This window comes from Bacteroides sp. AM23-12 (assembly GCF_003434395.1).
Lineage (GTDB): Bacteria > Bacteroidota > Bacteroidia > Bacteroidales > Bacteroidaceae > Bacteroides > Bacteroides thetaiotaomicron.
The window spans coordinates 39,824-54,592 of record NZ_QTLF01000030.1; the positions used below are offsets into that span (position 1 = coordinate 39,824).

The 14,769-nt window shown below is 44.7% G+C and carries 16 protein-coding genes and 1 tRNA gene; 10 read left to right on the forward strand and 7 right to left on the reverse strand.

Annotated features, from left to right (window positions below):
- Positions 1 to 55: 55 nt before the first annotated feature.
- Genes DW640_RS18915 through DW640_RS18930 form a run of 4 tightly spaced genes read right to left on the reverse strand, consistent with a single transcriptional unit; the run spans position 56 to position 3,939 of the window.
- Positions 56 to 1,351, reverse strand: coding sequence for a lytic transglycosylase domain-containing protein (locus DW640_RS18915; RefSeq protein WP_008764235.1), 1,296 nt, complete (start codon positions 1,349 to 1,351; stop codon positions 56 to 58).
- Between the two features lie 33 nt (positions 1,352 to 1,384).
- Positions 1,385 to 2,272 (reverse strand): DUF5683 domain-containing protein, encoded by an 888-nt coding sequence (locus tag DW640_RS18920; RefSeq protein WP_117578832.1) that lies wholly within the window; start codon positions 2,270 to 2,272, stop codon positions 1,385 to 1,387.
- Entirely contained in the window at positions 2,273 to 3,163 is an 891-nt protein-coding gene (locus DW640_RS18925; RefSeq protein ID WP_008760916.1) for a ParB/RepB/Spo0J family partition protein, read from the reverse strand.
- 11 nt (positions 3,164 to 3,174) lie between these two features.
- Positions 3,175 to 3,939, reverse strand: a complete 765-nt coding sequence (locus DW640_RS18930; RefSeq protein WP_016269488.1) for a ParA family protein — start codon at positions 3,937 to 3,939, stop codon at positions 3,175 to 3,177.
- Positions 3,940 to 4,299: 360 nt separating this feature from the next.
- Between DW640_RS18930 and surE the strand changes: the two genes are divergently transcribed.
- The 3 genes from surE (at position 4,300) to DW640_RS18945 (ending at position 7,135) form a co-directional block, all read left to right on the forward strand.
- On the forward strand, positions 4,300 to 5,079 hold the full coding sequence (gene surE, locus DW640_RS18935) for a 5'/3'-nucleotidase SurE (RefSeq protein ID WP_117578833.1): 780 nt from the start codon (positions 4,300 to 4,302) through the stop codon (positions 5,077 to 5,079).
- A 51-nt stretch (positions 5,080 to 5,130) separates the two neighbouring features.
- Positions 5,131 to 6,267 (forward strand): lipid-A-disaccharide synthase, encoded by a 1,137-nt coding sequence (gene lpxB, locus DW640_RS18940; protein ID WP_008760919.1) that lies wholly within the window; start codon positions 5,131 to 5,133, stop codon positions 6,265 to 6,267.
- A 91-nt stretch (positions 6,268 to 6,358) separates the two neighbouring features.
- Entirely contained in the window at positions 6,359 to 7,135 is a 777-nt protein-coding gene (locus tag DW640_RS18945; RefSeq protein WP_117578834.1) for a NigD-like protein, read from the forward strand.
- 111 nt (positions 7,136 to 7,246) lie between these two features.
- On the opposite strand, the gene DW640_RS18950 is transcribed toward DW640_RS18945, so the two are convergent.
- Genes DW640_RS18950 through rsfS form a run of 3 tightly spaced genes read right to left on the reverse strand, consistent with a single transcriptional unit; the run spans position 7,247 to position 10,613 of the window.
- Positions 7,247 to 8,089, reverse strand: coding sequence for a phosphatidate cytidylyltransferase (locus tag DW640_RS18950; RefSeq protein WP_016269491.1), 843 nt, complete (start codon positions 8,087 to 8,089; stop codon positions 7,247 to 7,249).
- 16 nt (positions 8,090 to 8,105) lie between these two features.
- Entirely contained in the window at positions 8,106 to 10,244 is a 2,139-nt protein-coding gene (gene ftsH / locus DW640_RS18955; RefSeq protein ID WP_199610428.1) for an ATP-dependent zinc metalloprotease FtsH, read from the reverse strand.
- Positions 10,245 to 10,253: 9 nt separating this feature from the next.
- Positions 10,254 to 10,613 (reverse strand): ribosome silencing factor, encoded by a 360-nt coding sequence (gene rsfS, locus DW640_RS18960; RefSeq protein WP_008764242.1) that lies wholly within the window; start codon positions 10,611 to 10,613, stop codon positions 10,254 to 10,256.
- 264 nt (positions 10,614 to 10,877) lie between these two features.
- On the opposite strand from rsfS, the gene DW640_RS18965 reads away from it, so the two are divergent.
- The 7 genes from DW640_RS18965 to DW640_RS18995 all read left to right on the forward strand — a co-directional run bounded on the left by DW640_RS18965 (position 10,878) and on the right by DW640_RS18995 (position 14,464).
- Positions 10,878 to 10,948: transfer RNA gene (locus DW640_RS18965), tRNA-Gln, on the forward strand.
- A gap of 172 nt (positions 10,949 to 11,120) precedes the next feature.
- Positions 11,121 to 12,383: a site-specific integrase gene (locus DW640_RS18970; protein ID WP_117578835.1), complete on the forward strand. Its 1,263-nt coding sequence runs from the start codon at positions 11,121 to 11,123 to the stop codon at positions 12,381 to 12,383.
- Positions 12,380 to 12,640, forward strand: coding sequence for a hypothetical protein (locus tag DW640_RS18975; RefSeq protein WP_117578836.1), 261 nt, complete (start codon positions 12,380 to 12,382; stop codon positions 12,638 to 12,640). Before DW640_RS18970 ends, DW640_RS18975 begins: the two co-directional genes overlap by 4 nt.
- Before the next feature lie 21 nt (positions 12,641 to 12,661).
- On the forward strand, positions 12,662 to 12,958 hold the full coding sequence (locus DW640_RS18980) for a helix-turn-helix domain-containing protein (RefSeq protein ID WP_117578837.1): 297 nt from the start codon (positions 12,662 to 12,664) through the stop codon (positions 12,956 to 12,958).
- A complete protein-coding gene (locus DW640_RS18985; RefSeq protein ID WP_117578838.1) occupies positions 12,955 to 13,941 on the forward strand; it encodes a DUF4373 domain-containing protein in 987 nt (328 codons plus the stop codon). The genes DW640_RS18980 and DW640_RS18985 overlap by 4 nt, the downstream gene beginning before the upstream one ends.
- Positions 13,942 to 13,967: 26 nt before the next feature.
- Positions 13,968 to 14,195, forward strand: a complete 228-nt coding sequence (locus tag DW640_RS18990; RefSeq protein WP_117578839.1) for a hypothetical protein — start codon at positions 13,968 to 13,970, stop codon at positions 14,193 to 14,195.
- Positions 14,192 to 14,464, forward strand: coding sequence for a hypothetical protein (locus DW640_RS18995; protein WP_008764270.1), 273 nt, complete (start codon positions 14,192 to 14,194; stop codon positions 14,462 to 14,464). The genes DW640_RS18990 and DW640_RS18995 overlap by 4 nt, the downstream gene beginning before the upstream one ends.
- The last annotated feature ends 305 nt before the right edge of the window (positions 14,465 to 14,769 follow it).

Sequence of the window (14,769 nt, forward strand, 5' to 3'; positions counted from 1 at the left end):
TCGCTTATTTTTGCAAAAATAAGCAAATTTCCGAATGAAGCAAGCGGGAAGTCATTTATTTGTAGATTTTCAATTGTTTTCCTGCTGCGATTCTGGTGTTCGACATACCGTTCCACTGCTGTATATCTTTGACACGTACGCCTAGCTTTTCGGCAATCGATGAAAGAGTGTCTCCACTTTTTATCTTATAATAAGTTAATTTTCCTTTACCGGCAACAGCGCTTGTCTGTCTGCGGGTGGTTGGAGTAACTTCTTTCACTGCAACGGTTTTGCGGTTGCGGAATAGCTCGTCGGCACGGTGTGCGTAGATTGTATCTTGCTTGTCAATAAACGTACTGATGGCACCTTGTGGTAAACGTAATGTACAAGGTTTGGTCGTGCCGGGAATCACTTGTTTCTTGTATTGGGGATTCAGGCTCTTCACTTCCTCCAGCGGAACATTGCAAAGTTCGGCAATCTGCTCGAAATGAAGGTTTTTAGTGACTTGCACCGTATCTGTGCTTGCCGGAATGTTTGTTTCCATCGGACAGATGTTGTGGTCGCAATAGTATGTCATCACGTAGTTGGCTGCGATGAAAGCAGGTACATATCCGCGTGTCTCTTTAGGCAGCAGGTTATAGATTTTCCAGTAATCCGTTTCGCCTCCAGCGCGGCGGATTGCCTTGTTGATAGTACCTGGGCCACAGTTATAGGCTGCTATAACCAGATTCCAGTCTCCATAAATATCGTACATCTCTTTCAAATAACGGGCGGCAGCCCAAGTTGCTTTGATCGGGTCGCGGCGTTCGTCTATCAGACTATTGGATTCAAGACCGTAAATCTTTCCTGTTCCAATCATGAATTGCCACAGTCCAGAAGCACCGGCACGTGACACAGCTGAAGGATTCAGTGCAGATTCGATAATCGGCAGGTACTTCAGTTCCAAAGGAAGTCCGTAAGCGTCCAGTGCTTCTTCGAAAATAGGCATATAGAAATTGCAGGCGCTCAGCATGAATGAAACCTGATTGCGTAGGCGACCCGCGTACATATCGATGAATTTGCGTACAATGTCATTATAAGGCATTTCCATGACAGCCGGAATACGTGAAAGGCGGTCAATGTAGACAGAATCACTGAATAAAGGATTCACTTCCGCCGTACTGCAATCTTTGCCTAAATCAATATAGTTTTTAGCTTTCCAGTCGTTCAGCAGACTGTCGAGCGGGTAAGTCATACTCTTTGGAAGATCGATGCTTTCTTTGCGTTCGGTTCCGTTTTCACGAATAACTACATCTACACTTTGAGCTTTTACCTGTGTGGTTGCCAACAGGAAAAGGAAAATAATCGAACAATAGTTTTCTAATTTCTTCATGCTTTAATTATAAGTTCAATCTAAATTGTGTTTTTAAAATCGTAGTACGCATTGCAGTCCCACTGACTTATTCTTGTAACTGTTGGAGCGGAACTGGTTGTTATTGTCGATGACAGTTGGCTCCAGCTTCATACTCAAGTCAGGTGAAATGTCGAAGTTCGATAATTCCGCATCGACATAGGCATCGATGATGGAGATAAGGTATACTCCGATAAATGCAAATATACTAAGGTCCCGAAAACGACGGAACGAGTCCTTTCTTCGTTTCAAGGTGTTTTTCAGTTGCTCTTCATTATACTGGGCGTTCGGTGGCAGCAAATCTTCATAGCTCTTGGTGTTTGGATTACTGTCCATGATGTCCAGATAGGCCTGTGAATAGTCTTTATACATTTTCCCGTTCCAGCTGAGGGCATACGCACATCCTGCAAACCCTCCATATATAATAGGTAGTTTCCAGTATTTACGGTTGTAAATCTGTCCTCCGCCGGGGAATACGACTGCAAGCCATGTTGCTTTGGTCGGGTTGGGAATGAACAGTTTCTTGTTGAGATCCTGCACAGGAGGTACTGTGTCGGTTTTCACTACAATAGGTGCCGGCTGTTCTATCTTCTTCAGTTCTTTTTTATTGGCTGCGTCAAGGCTGTCGGCTATCTGTATTTTGGCAGCAGACAGACTGTCGGTTGCTTGCAGGCGTTCCGGATGCAATATTTTGATTGAATCCTTTTTCAACGAATCCATCACCTGAGCAGGATCCCGGTGCCTTCGTGCACGTGCTTTCGGTGCTTCCCGGCTCTGAATAATACTGTCTTTCTGTACCGGAGTCACAGGTTCTTGTGCATACACATCAATCCCTGCCACCTGTAGAAAACAGAGAAGCAGGGTGATGATGAGTAACTGATATTTCTTACTTTTTCTTGTCATCTACTTTTTTAGCGTATCGAAGATTTCCATGATACGTTCCAGTTCCTCCTCGTTGCTGAAAGGAATACTGATTTTTCCTTTCCCCTTTTCGGAGCAAGTCAGTTGTACCTTGGTGTTGAAAAATCCCGTGAGTTGTTGCTTTAGTAAATTAAACTCTTCCGGTAGTTTGCTGCGTTTCGGAGTGATTTTCCGTGTGCCGCTTTTCACAGCTTCTCCTTCGCTCAGCGATTTGACAATCTCTTCTACTTTGCGGACGGAGTATCCGTGTTCCTGTATCTCTTCGAATATTTTTACTTGAAGTTTGGGGTCGCCTAATGAAATCAATGCACGTGCATGTCCCATATCTAGCTGTTTGTTTTGTAGAGCCATCTGTATAGGAGCCGGCAGTTTCAGCAGACGCAGGTAGTTGGCGATAGTGGTCCGGTTCTTGCCGATACGTTCGCTCAGGCGTTCCTGTGTCAGTTCATACTGGTCCAGCAGATGTTGATAAGCCAATGCTATTTCTACCGCATTCAGGTCTTCACGCTGTATGTTTTCAATCAGCGCCATTTCCATCATGTTTTCGTCGTCGGCAGTGCGGATGTAGGCAGGGATGGTTTTCAGTCCTGCTTTTTGTGAAGCACGGTAACGACGCTCTCCCGCGATGATCTGATACTCATCGTCCGAGAGTTTGCGTAGAGTGATAGGCTGTATGATACCGATTTCCGCAATAGAATCAGCCAGTTCCTGCAATGCCGTTTGATCGAATTCGCGGCGTGGCTGATTGGGGTTGACGGTAATCTTCGCCAACTCTATTTCACTAATGGAAGAAGAACCTTCGGTTTTCACATCATCCATTGAGAGCAGGGCGTCAAGTCCGCGTCCTAATGCATTTCTTTTTTGTGTTGCCATATCTTCTTCGGTTATTTATTTCTGTTGATAATCTCTTTGGCAAGGGCGAGATGGTTTTTGGCACCGGTAGAGTCCGCATCATAAAGAATGGTCGGGATACCGTAGCTGGGAGCCTCGCTCAGTTTCACATTTCGCTGGATCACGCTGTTGAAAACTAATTCCTGGAAGTGTCTTTTCACTTCGTCGTAAATCTGGTTTGCCTGACGCAGACGTGAGTCATACATCGTCAGCAGGAAACCTTCGATTTCCAGAGCGGGATTCAGTTTCGACTTGATGATTTTAATCGTATTCAGCAGTTTGCTGATGCCTTCGAGAGCAAAATACTCAGCTTGCACGGGGATGATCACGGAGTCGGCTGCCGTCAGGGCATTGATGGTAATCAGTCCGAGTGAAGGAGAACAATCTATCAGAATATAGTCATATTCTTTCTTCAAGGGTGTGAGCACTTCTTTCAGTATCTTTTCGCGGTTTGGGAGGTTCAGCATTTCAATCTCTGCTCCTACAAGATTGATGTGCGAAGAGATCACTTTCAAAGAGTCGATTTCTGTGTCAAGAATAGCGTCCTGTACATTGGCTCTGTCAATAATGCATTCATAGATAGTGCATTCCGACTGCTTGATGTCCACTCCCAGGCCGGAAGAGGCATTTGCTTGCGGGTCTGCATCTACCACGAGTACTTTCTTTTCAAGTGTAGCAAGTGACGCTGCGAGATTAATCGTAGTCGTGGTCTTTCCTACACCCCCTTTTTGATTGGCCAAAGCAATTATTTTTCCCATATACTCTAAATTTATTGGCAGCGAAATAAGTGATAATTCCTTAGAGCGCCTACGAAAAAAGAGAAACTTTGCATTTTCTGTTGATAAGTCACCGGTTTTGTTAATAACTGCCGGACGAAACAGTTCCGAAACCTGGTTGATTTTATCATCATACTTTCTCTGTTTGAGCTTGCAAATATACATATTTATATTGGATATCTATTTCTTTTTTTACTCGCTTGCAGAAGATTAAGATTTGTAAACGGGTGTATATTCGTCAGATAGCGATGTGATTAATATGATATTCGGAGATAAGCGGTTGGCAGTACGGTTACTTTTTGCTACTTTTGTGCGAACATTAAAAAGGAAAGGATTGAATATATGGAAAGTAAGAAGCCGTTGATCCTCGTTTCGAATGACGATGGTGTTATGGCTAAAGGTATTAGTGAACTGGTGAAGTTCCTTCGTCCGTTGGGGGAAATTGTTGTAATGGCACCCGACTCTCCGCGCTCCGGCAGCGGCAGTGCATTGACGGTGACTCATCCGGTTCATTATCAACTGGTCAAAAGAGAAGTGGGACTGACTGTATATAAATGTACAGGAACGCCGACCGATTGTATCAAGCTGGCATTGGGCTCAGTGCTCGACCGGAAGCCTGACCTGATCGTAGGCGGTATCAATCATGGAGATAATTCCGCTATTAACGTGCATTATTCGGGAACGATGGGAGTAGTGATTGAAGGCTGTCTGAAGGGAATTCCTTCGATTGGTTTTTCTCTGTGCAATCATCAGCCCGATGCTGATTTTGAACCTTCGGGTCCTTATATACGCAAGATAGCTGCCATGATATTGGAAAAAGGACTGCCCCCGTTGACTTGTCTTAATGTGAACTTTCCCGATACTCCCGACCTCAAAGGAGTGAAGGTTTGTGAACAGGCAAAGGGATGCTGGGTGAATGAATGGGTAACTTGTCCCCGTCTCAATGACCATAATTACTTCTGGCTGACCGGTTCATTCACCGATCATGAACTTGAAAATGAGAACAATGATCATTGGGCGCTGGAAAACGGATATGTGGCTATCACGCCAACGACAGTCGATATGACTGCTTACGGCTTTATAGATGAACTGAATGGCTATTGTCAGCAACTGGAATTCTGACATACGCATTGTGCTGATTTCAAATATCAAAACTCCTAATTCAAAATTCCCATGAAGTACTATCTGATTGTCGGTGAAGCTTCCGGAGACTTGCATGCGTCCCATTTGATGACTGCCCTCAAGGCGGAAGATCCTCAGGCCGATTTCCGCTTTTTCGGTGGAGATTTGATGGCTGCCGTCGGAGGAACGATGGTGAAGCATTATAAAGAGCTGGCGTATATGGGATTTATTCCAGTACTGCTTCATTTGCGTACGATTTTTGCAAATATGAAACGTTGCAAGGAAGATATTGTGGCGTGGAATCCCGATGTGGTGATCTTGGTCGATTATCCCGGTTTCAATCTTAACATAGCTAAGTTTGTGCATTTCGAGACGCAGATTCCTGTCTTCTATTATATTTCTCCGAAGATATGGGCATGGAAGGAGTACCGCATAAAGAATATCAAACGTGATGTGGATGAACTTTTCTCCATTCTTCCTTTTGAAGTGGAGTTTTTTGAAGAGAAGCACCGGTATCCTATACATTATGTAGGAAATCCTACGGTAGATGAAGTGGCTGCTTATCAGAAAGCTCATCCTAAAAATTCGGAAGCATTCTTGGCGGATAATAATCTGGAGGATAAACCGGTAATCGCACTGTTGGCGGGAAGCCGGAAACAGGAGATCAAGGATAATCTGCCGGATATGCTGAAAGCTGCTTCTGCTTTTCCCGATTATCAACTGGTACTGGCCGGTGCTCCCGGCATCGCTCCGGAGTATTACAAACAATATGTAGGGCAGGCTAAAGTGAAAATAATCTTTGACCAGACCTATCGTTTGCTACAACATGCGGAGGCGGCTTTGGTCACTTCGGGTACGGCGACTCTTGAGACAGCCTTGTTCCGTGTTCCTCAGGTGGTTTGTTACTATACACCGATTGGAAAAGTGGTTTCGTTTTTGCGTCGTCATATCTTGAAAGTGAAATTTATCTCACTAGTCAATCTGATTGCAAATCGTGAGGTTGTAAAGGAGTTGGTTGCAGATACAATGACAGTCGGAAATATGCAGAGTGAACTAAAGAAACTAATTGAAGATCAGGAATATAAGGATCGTATGCTTGCCGAATATGAGTATATGGCAGATCGGTTGGGGCCTGCAGGTGCTCCCCAGCATGCTGCTCGCAAAATGCTTGAACTGTTGAAAAAATAACTTTCTTTTTCTGAATAAACGTAAAGCCGGTGCAGTAAATGCCCGGCTTTTTTATTTATATAGCAGAAGAATTAAAAAGAGAGGAATAAATATGAAAAAATTTAATTGGCTTTTAGTAATGTTATTGCTCGCATTGGTACCTGCGCTGCAATCATGTGACGACGATGGGTACTCAATTGGAGACATAGGATGGGATTGGGCTACAGTTCGTGCTACCGGTGGCGGTGGTTATTATCTGGAAGGTGATCGTTGGGGTATGATTGATCCGGTGGTCAGCTCTATTCCTTGGTACAAACCGGTAGACGGTGAACGAGTAGTTGCTTTTTTCAATCCTTTGGCTGATACGGATAAGGGTGCTCAGGTAAAGATCGAAGGAATTCAGGAAGTGTTGACAAAAGAAGTGGAAGATATGACGGCTGAAAATGAAGAGGAATTCGGTAATGATCCTATCGTGATTTATCAAGGAGATATGTGGCTGGGAGGAAAGTTTCTGAATATCATCTTCCATCAGTATTTGCCTCGTTCTGAAAAGCACCGCATCAGTCTTGTACAGAATAAGATAGAACCGGAAGTTCCGGAAACACCGGAAGCTTTGAAGGTGGATGAAGATGGGTATATACATCTGGAATTACGTTACAATACGTATGATGATGTGACTGGATACCGGGGATGGGGACGAGTTTCTTATAATCTGGAAGAGTTCTATCCAACGGCAAAAGATGCAGCTGAAACAGAATTTAAAGGATTCAAGGTGACTATTAATTCAGAAGAAAATGGAGAAGGAAGAGTGATCGTTCTTGATTTGGATCATCCGGTAGGCGTTCCGGAAAAAGCGAAAGATGTGCATTCTACTTCTTTTGTTAAATAGCAAAACTTTTATAAATAACTAAACCTAAACCTTGACGAACACTGTGTGTGAAAAAAAAGGTCGGAAGTGCTTCAAAGCGGCTTCCGACCTTTTATTTTATTTATTCTGTTATTAAAACCAAGTCAGTGCATATAGATAAAAGACTGCTGCCGGTATAGCCATCAAAGCACTGTCGAAGCGGTCGAGCATCCCTCCATGTCCCGGAAGAATGTTTCCCGAATCTTTAACGTGCAGCTGGCGTTTCAGTAATGATTCTGTCAGGTCGCCCCATGTTCCGAAAACGACAACGACTAAAGCCAGACCTGCCCATTCCCACATTGACATAATCGTGAAATAATGTGCCAAGACAAAAGAAGCTCCGATAGCTACTACTCCGCCACCGATGGAACCTTCCCATGATTTTTTAGGAGAAATACGTTCAAACAAGCGGTGTTTGCCAATTAATGAACCGACACAATATGCACCCGTATCACTCAGCCAAAGGAATATAAAGATAGACAATGGCAGGATCGGATTGTAGCTTACGCTGCTATATTCCGGATCAGTATGAAATGCCAAGACATTGAGCAAGGCAAACGGCAGGCCTATATAAAGCTGGCTGAGCATGGAATATGCCCAGTTAAGCATTGGGCTTGCCTTTTTCAGATACAGCTCACTGATCATCAAATAGAGTAGCAGCAGCAAATAAGGAATGAAAATCTTGGAGTCGGCTGCATCGATACAGAATCCCATCACTGCGAGGAACAGGTAAGCTCCTCCCAGCATGATAATGGTTTTGTTTACATTGACTCCTTCTGCGCGGCTGTTGATTAACTGTCCGAATTCATAGATTGTCAGTGCACTGATCGCCATGAACAGAATGCCGAAGCTGAAAGAATTATAGAGTATACATCCCACTAAAATGGCAACAAAGAGTATACCTGTAATGGCCCGTTTTATAAAATTACTAATCAAAATCTTCGTGTTTTAATTATTTAGATTCGGTAGTTTGTTCTTCCTCATTGGATTTTGCTTCTATAGTAACTTTTCCTTCTACGGTTACTTTTTTTCCTTCCGCAGTGATTTTCGTTTCTGTAGTTGCTTCTTCCTGAGCAGAATTTTTAGCTTCCTCTTCTTTGATTTCTTGTTCTTCTGTTTTCAGTTTCTCGGCAAGTTCTCTTTCCGCTCTGGCAGCGTCCTGGCTTTCTTTGGCAGCCATGATTTCTTCCGAGCGGGATGCCCACGGGCGTTTACCGAAAATACGTTCGACGTCTTCGGCAAAGATCACTTCTTTGTCGATCAGTAACTGAGCCAGTTTATTGTGTCCTTCCATATGTTCGGACAAAATCTTCTTGGCACGTTCATATTGCTCGTTCACCATCCGTTTCACTTCTTCGTCGATGAGTTCGGCTGTCTTTTCGCTATATGGACGGTTGAAAGAATATTCCTCATTATTATAATAGCATAAGTTGGGTAGTTTGTCACTCATACCTAAATAAGCAATCATGCCGTATGCCTGTTTCGTAACTCTTTCGAGGTCGTTCATGGCACCGGTAGAGATGCGTCCGATGAACAGATCTTCGGCTGCACGTCCTCCGAGGGTAGCACACATTTCATCAAGCATTTGCTCTTTAGTAGTGATCTGACGTTCTTCCGGCAGATACCAGGCGGCACCCAATGCACGTCCGCGGGGAACAATCGTTACTTTGATCAATGGATTTGCGTATTCCAGCAACCACGAAATAGAGGCGTGTCCTGCTTCATGCAAGGCAATCGAGCGTCTTTCCGCTTCTGTAGTAATCTTGGTCTTCTTTTCCAGACCACCGATGATACGGTCTACCGCATCCAGAAAATCCTGCTTGCCTACAAATTTCTTTCCGTGACGGGCTGCGATCAGCGCAGCTTCATTGCAGACATTCGCAATGTCCGCACCGGAGAATCCCGGAGTCTGACGTGCCAGCAAATCTACATCTACTGTATCGTCTATCTTGATCGGGCGCAGGTGTACGCCGAATACTTCTTTACGTTCGTTAAGGTCGGGCAGGTCTACGTGTATCTGACGGTCGAAACGCCCGGCACGAAGTAATGCCTTGTCAAGTACGTCCACACGGTTGGTAGCGGCAAGGATAATCACACCACTATTGGAACCGAAGCCGTCCATTTCAGTCAGCAACTGATTCAGAGTGTTTTCACGCTCATCATTTCCACCCATTGCCGGGTTTTTTCCACGAGCACGGCCTACCGCGTCAATTTCATCGATAAAGACAATACAAGGAGCTTTTTCTTTAGCCTGCTTGAACAAGTCACGTACGCGGGAAGCACCTACACCGACAAACATTTCTACGAAGTCGGAACCTGCCAGTGAGAAGAACGGAACGTTTGCTTCGCCGGCAACAGCCTTGGCAAGCAAGGTCTTACCGGTGCCCGGAGGGCCTACGAGCAATGCGCCTTTGGGAATCTTACCTCCCAAGTCAGTATACTTCTGAGGTTCTTTCAGAAACTCTACGATTTCTTCTACTTCCTGTTTTGCTTCCGCCAGGCCGGCTACATCCTTGAATGTAATCTTGATGGAGCCTCCCTTTTCGAAAAGCTGGGCTTTGGATTTTCCTACATTGAATACACCGCCGGCACCACCGCCGCCACCGCCGCTCATACGGCGCATGAAGAATATCCATAGGGCGATTAATAAAACCAGTGGAAGAATATTAATCAGGATTGCCGGGAAAATATCCGAATCGGCAGGGTAATCTGCGATTCCGTCAAAATGACCGGCTGCTTTTTCGTCCTGCAGAAATTTATCCAGTCTGTCCTTGGAAGGAGGGTTACTGGTGATAATCGGGTTTCTTCCCACTTTGGTGGAGTCCGCACCGAATATTGCACCTACGGCATTCGGCTTGACATGGGCTTCGAGAGTTTTCTCAGAGCCCAGCACTTTGCTGATGTAGCCGTTAGTGACATACTTCTGGAAGTCGCTGTAAGGAACGACTTTACTTCCGCTTCCTCTTGAATCGCTGCTCCACCAAAGGCCGAGAAGCATGAGGGCAATAATCATATATAGCCAGTTCAGATTGAACTTGGGCATATTCACCTTATTGTTAGGCTTATTGTTATTAGTATTATTGTTGTCCATAATTGTGGATTAGTCTAAATCGGGGATTTGAGTAAGTTTGGCGTCAGCCCACAGATGTTCAAGATTATAGAAGGATCTTACTTCCGGCAGAAAGACATGTACGAGTACATCGGAATAATCCATTGCCACCCATTCTGCATTTCGGAGTCCGTCGATTGCGGTCGGTTTGCTGTCTGCACCTTTACGGGCAAACTCCTTCACAGAGTCTACAATAGCATTTACCTGACTAGGGGAGTTCCCCTGGCATATAACGAAATATTTGCAGATGGTATCTTCTATACTGGTTAAATCAGCAATAATGATGTTTTTACCTTTTTTTTCCTGAATTCCCTCTTTAATTTTTTCAATTAATATTTTCGTATCGTTCATTCCTGTAATTGAAATTAATAATTCATGTTCTCTTTTGGTTTATAACAAAAAAGGATTCCCCTTTGTTTCTGATTATAAACGTGATATTTTTGACAAATATACGGTGATTTATTGGATACAAGAAAGTTATGACTTAATTTTTGTGTTTTTTAGGGGAGATGCTTCTACTTAAGGGAGCAAAATGAGAGTTTTTGCAAAAAAAATAGCAGAAATGTTTGCAATTCCCAAATTATTTATATCTTTGCACCCGCAAACGAAAATCATTGGGCTATGGTGTAATGGTAACACTACAGATTCTGGTCCTGTCATTCCTGGTTCGAATCCAGGTAGCCCAACAAACCACCAGCTTTTTAATGACAAAAACCCGCTAAAACTGCAATTTTAGCGGGTTTTTTCATGCTTTGACAAATGCCACCCGAAAAAAGTTGACGCTAATTCGGTGACAAATTCGGTGACACGATTGCTCTTTTTTGATATTTTTTTGAGTGATTCTCAAAAAAAACAACGATGAACCAAAAAAAGCAAACTTTCAATGTTCTTTTCTGGATAAGGAAAGGAAGAACGAATGAAAAGATGTCACCTCTCTCATGTCGGGTTACGATCTCAGGGCAAAGATACGAAATTCCCACGAAACTACATCTACGCTCAGAATCATGGTCGGCGGTTGCGCAAAAGTCGCTCGGGAAAACCGCCAATGATAAAGAAGTCAATCGGTATATCGAAGATTTGAAGATCACGATTGAGGATACCATTGCCAAAATCAGGCAGAAAAGCTATCCCTTGAACATTGAGAATTTCAAACTCATGTTCCAGACACAGGATAATGAGTTCTCTACGATCAGCACACTGTTCGACTACCATGAAATCATGGAGAAAAAGAATCTCCGTACCAGTACATTTATTGGCTATCACGTCACGAAAAAACATCTGCTCAATTTCATACGCATTAAATACCACGTTTCCGATTATGACCTGGCTGCTGTTGACAAAGCATTCGTTTATGAATTTTACGCCTATCTTCAAGGGTATAGGAGGGAAGGGGATACCGTATGCGCAGTCAATGGTGCATTAAAACATATCCAGCGTTTCAAAAAGGTGATGAATGTAGCCTTGCAAAACGAATGGATAAGCCGAAACCCTGTTTGCCTGCTCAATGCCAAGAAAACAAAAGTGGAAAGGGGATTCCTCTCCGAAAAGGAACTGAAAAGCCTTGAGGAGGTCCCTTTGCCTGCCAACCTGTCTATCGTGAGAGATGTCTTCATTTTTGCTGTATATACAGGCCTGTCCTATGTCGATATAGAGAACCTTACCAATGAAAATATTAATGTCGGCATAGACAAAAGCCTGTGGCTTAGCTACTATCGGCAAAAAACTGACATACACGCAATACTGCCTTTATTACAACCTGCCGTTAATATATTAAAAAGGTATGAGGCATATCACGAAGGAAAACGGAACAATCATATATTCCCCGTGCCACTCAATCAGGTGATGAACAGATACTTGAAAAAGGTGGCCAAGCAAGCGGGAGTAGATAAGAACATCACGTTTCATATGGCCCGGCATACGTTCGCCACTACTATTACCTTGTCTCATGGCATACCGATTGAAACCGTATCGAAAATGCTTGGACATACCAGTATCAAGACGACGCAAATCTACGCTAAGATTCTGGACACAAAAGTGATGGACGACATGGCGGCCCTCAAAGAAATGTACGCCCGGAAAGAATCACAAGAATCACCCAACAATAAAGCAGCAAACGAATGAAAACAACCGCAACCCTTATCCAGCAAGCCCTGGAACAAAAAGCAATCGACAGCATGATAGCATACGAACGGAACCTCATCTCCGAACAGAAGATGGGGAAAGCGCTCAATGACGCACTGCAGCACTATGGCAACGTCGAAGGACACCGCAGCATTGTCCTCAAAGGATGGATTATAAAAACGATCTACGCCCTGAAAAGCAACCAACTGAATGATCTCGACCGAATAGCTTTCAAATACATAAAAAATGAATATTAATCCCTATAAAGAAGTAGAACAATGAAAACAAAGAACAATAGCATGAAAATCATGAAAACCGAAAGTACAGCCAATGAACAGGAACGGAAAGAAGCGAAGTACAAGCCCGTTACCCCCGTCATACTCGACAATGTCTCCGAAGATGTGACATTTATTCGCTCTGCAGATGTGTGTAAGCTACTCAACGTCAGCAATTCAACATTGAGAAACCTGCGTGCAGCGCAGGCTATTCCCTTCTACAAGCTGGGCGGAACGTTCCTATACAACAAAGAAGAAATCATGAATTATCTGGCATCCAATTACAGCAAAAGAATATGAGCAAGAACGGTTTTTCATACTACAAAGCGGAAACGGACCGCTTTCAGGACATTAAGATAAAGCGTCTGAAGAAGAAATACGGATGCGACGGATACGCTGTCTACCAATACGCGCTGAACGAAATCTACCGTGTGGAAGGCGCATATATCCGCTGGACGGAAGATCAGCTCTTTGACTGTGCCGACTACTGGGACATGGACGAAGCACGGGTGAAGGAGATCATCGGTTACTGTGCCGAAGTATGCCTGTTCGACCCCGTGATGTGGAAGACGCAATGCATACTGACCTCACGTGCCATTCAAAGCCGATATCTCGATATCTGCAAGATCAGCAAGAAGAAATCATACATACCGCTCGAAATCCTGCTTGTAGAACCGGAACAGCCGATGAGGGAGCCTGTAGCGATGCCACTCTTCGAAGGCGGGGCCGGGGCGGCGGAACACGATACACCGAATCAGGCAACATTGGCCGAACAAAAATTCCGGAGTACTCCGGAAACTTTCCAGAATACTCCGGAAAGTTCCGGAAACATTCCGGAAAAAACAGACAAAGAAAAGAAAATAAAAGAAAAACAAAGAAAATCCTCCTCTACTCCCCCGCAGCCTTCCGGAGCGCTTACGGAGGAGGAAGCAAGAGTTTTACTTTCTTCTACCGTATTGGGTGAGGACCGTAGCTCCAAACCGGATATCGCCAGGCATCAACCGCCACAGGCGGATGTGAAGGCGGAGGAAGAGAAACAGCGCAATCCGCAGGGGCTGATAAACACGCTGCGTCCCTACAATCTGTCGCAAAGAGAGCTGGAGGAGGTACTGCAGCTCTCACGGCATGGAGAAATCGGAAATCCTGTCTGGTCTATTCTTGCCGAAATGCACGGAAACAAACGTCTCAAAATGCCGCGTCTATTCCTGTTGAAGCGACTGCGGGATGCAATGGGACTAGTGGCCGGAGGAAGCCCGGGCGGTAAAGCGAAAGAAGCCTCCTGATTGATCACTCAAAAGAACGAAAAACAATGAACGAAAATACAACAAAAGAAACGCTGTACTATCCCCGCAAAATGCGTATAGGATGGTGCGTGGCTCATGAAGTGACAGCCGCAGGCGTCAAGATCGAACGTTACGGAATCAAGTGCCGGACGTATGTCGAAGCATTCGACAGGGCGGCGAAACTGAATAATGAAAATCGGGCCGGCAAAGCGGCTGTTAATGAATCGGCAAGTGAAGGAGGCGGGCAATTATGAGCGAAAAAGTGAGCATCCTCACGCTACGGCTGACAGCCGAAGAGGCCGCACAGATGGAAGTGCTCAAATCCATCACCGGAAAGAAAAGCGGCAGTGAAGCGATAAAGTATATCGTGAAGGAATACCCCCGATTCTGTGCCCACTACAAGCAGGAGGCACGGGAGAAGGGAGAATTGCAACGCAAGTACCAGGATCAGAAAATCGCTGTGGGAGATTTCCTCAAAGCATTCGAAAGATTGCAGCAGACGATGGAGGATGACCGGAAGTAGAGCATCCTGCCGATGTCAGTCGGAAAGGTGATAGCTGATTTCTCCGGAAGAAGATCTCGATCTGAATAAATGTGATAGCAAATGGTTTCTCCAGGAACAGCTGCCGGCGAAAGATCTGCTATCATAACGAGTGAGATATCGGGATGATCAGGTGTAGATCCTGCCAGGTGTGTGATAGCAATCCGGCAATCCGGGCCACAAGCGACAGCCTATGCGATGGTAGCCCATGCGGTGTGTACTCAGTCGTTTTCAATGCCCGGTGCGGTTTCGCTCTGCCCGGCACTTGCTGCCGGGACAAGGCTCAA

Excerpts from the sequence above, each read along its gene's own strand:
- DW640_RS18915 (WP_008764235.1), bottom strand. The coding sequence starts at position 1,351 with ATGAAGAAATTAGAAAACTATTGTTCGATTATTTTCCTTTTCCTGTTG.
- DW640_RS18920 (WP_117578832.1), bottom strand. The coding sequence starts at position 2,272 with ATGACAAGAAAAAGTAAGAAATATCAGTTACTCATCATCACCCTGCTT.
- DW640_RS18925 (WP_008760916.1), bottom strand. The coding sequence starts at position 3,163 with ATGGCAACACAAAAAAGAAATGCATTAGGACGCGGACTTGACGCCCTG.
- DW640_RS18930 (WP_016269488.1), bottom strand. The coding sequence starts at position 3,939 with ATGGGAAAAATAATTGCTTTGGCCAATCAAAAAGGGGGTGTAGGAAAG.
- surE (WP_117578833.1), top strand. The coding sequence starts at position 4,300 with ATGGAAAGTAAGAAGCCGTTGATCCTCGTTTCGAATGACGATGGTGTT.
- lpxB (WP_008760919.1), top strand. The coding sequence starts at position 5,131 with ATGAAGTACTATCTGATTGTCGGTGAAGCTTCCGGAGACTTGCATGCG.
- DW640_RS18945 (WP_117578834.1), top strand. The coding sequence starts at position 6,359 with ATGAAAAAATTTAATTGGCTTTTAGTAATGTTATTGCTCGCATTGGTA.
- ftsH (WP_199610428.1), bottom strand. The coding sequence starts at position 10,244 with ATGGACAACAATAATACTAATAACAATAAGCCTAACAATAAGGTGAAT.
- rsfS (WP_008764242.1), bottom strand. The coding sequence starts at position 10,613 with ATGAACGATACGAAAATATTAATTGAAAAAATTAAAGAGGGAATTCAG.
- DW640_RS18970 (WP_117578835.1), top strand. The coding sequence starts at position 11,121 with ATGAACCAAAAAAAGCAAACTTTCAATGTTCTTTTCTGGATAAGGAAA.
- DW640_RS18975 (WP_117578836.1), top strand. The coding sequence starts at position 12,380 with ATGAAAACAACCGCAACCCTTATCCAGCAAGCCCTGGAACAAAAAGCA.
- DW640_RS18980 (WP_117578837.1), top strand. The coding sequence starts at position 12,662 with ATGAAAACAAAGAACAATAGCATGAAAATCATGAAAACCGAAAGTACA.
- DW640_RS18985 (WP_117578838.1), top strand. The coding sequence starts at position 12,955 with ATGAGCAAGAACGGTTTTTCATACTACAAAGCGGAAACGGACCGCTTT.
- DW640_RS18990 (WP_117578839.1), top strand. The coding sequence starts at position 13,968 with ATGAACGAAAATACAACAAAAGAAACGCTGTACTATCCCCGCAAAATG.
- DW640_RS18995 (WP_008764270.1), top strand. The coding sequence starts at position 14,192 with ATGAGCGAAAAAGTGAGCATCCTCACGCTACGGCTGACAGCCGAAGAG.